General features: G+C 59.4%; 1 protein-coding gene. It reads right to left on the bottom strand.

What is annotated here, in order from left to right:
- Window positions 1-883 (bottom strand): VaFE repeat-containing surface-anchored protein (locus J4H91_RS15370; protein WP_208047121.1); only part of this gene is annotated, 883 nt, incomplete at its 3' end.
- Window positions 884-1,159 lie beyond the last annotated feature (276 nt).

The raw sequence follows: 1,159 nt of genomic DNA, 5'->3' as shown, positions 1-1,159 counted from the left end.
TGTCGTAGAGTTCACCTTCGAGGGTGTATTCGACCCCCGGCGTCAGCCCCTCGTATGTAACCGTGTCGATCACCGTGCCACCATCAGCCGGGATGATTCGGTCACCGTCAGCCTGATCACGCGCAGAGGTCCCAATAGCCGGGGCAACTTCTGCCTCGAATGGTATGGCGGACTCGAGTGGGCTGTCGTCGATAAGAATCATGTTCTGCGGGCGATCACCGGACGGCCAGCTCACAGGTTCACGCATCATGACCGTTGTGGCCGGGGATGTGATCGAGGCTGTCACGCTTCCACTTGTGCTTTGCACGAGACCGGTTACTTCGAACCGGCCGGTCGCATCAGTCGATGCGGTGGCCGCGTCGAGATCAATCCCGGAAGCAGCGATTCGCAGTTCCCTATTGGGAATCGGGGTACTGGAGATTGTTGAAAGAGTGCCCGAGAGCTGGACTGAGTCACCGACGACGAGGTCGCTTGGTACCGCGTCCCACACGATCTGCCACTGACCAGAATAGAGTGCGGCATCGCTGAGCAGGGTGTTGTAAACACCGCGAACAGCCGTCGTAATCTGACCCGTTCCGGCTGGGTCTTCATTGTCATCAAACGCTGCAAGTGGCCACTCGGGGTCGTAGACCGCAGGGTTTGAGTTCGTCATGTCATGGATGATGACCGCGGCGGCCGCGGCATGATCGTCTGCGACCTTGCCTTCCTGGTACAGCACGGCATCACTCGCAGCAGACACCACATATGCGAGTGTCTGCATATCCGCAGGCGACATCGGTGAGCCATCGTTCATGGTCAGTGTCACCGCTTCCCCATACGCATCAGCGTGAATGGGTTCGGGTGACCAGATGGATGCGCACCAGGCTTCCTGGCCGTCAGGCATACGGTAAGTACCCTCCCAGTTCGGGATATTGTTCCCGCCGGGCCACAAATATCCGCGAATCTCACCATTTGCACCATCGGCCAAAGCAGGGCTTCCCCCAACTGCGACCATCCCCGCGGCTAACAACGTTGCTAGCCCTGCCGCGAGTAGGGTCTGATGTAGGAACAGGTGACAGTTCCAGTTAGGCCGCGAGGGCCAGGTCTTCGTTCATGATGGTCTCGAACTCGATGGGCGTCAAACGGCCCAGGCGGGCCTGACGACGCCGGCGGTGATACG

This window comes from Leucobacter ruminantium, from assembly GCF_017565705.1.
GTDB classification, from domain to species: Bacteria; Actinomycetota; Actinomycetes; order Actinomycetales; family Microbacteriaceae; genus Leucobacter; species Leucobacter ruminantium.
Note: the sequence above shows the minus strand (reverse complement) of the source record. Positions and strands in the feature narration are given on the sequence as shown.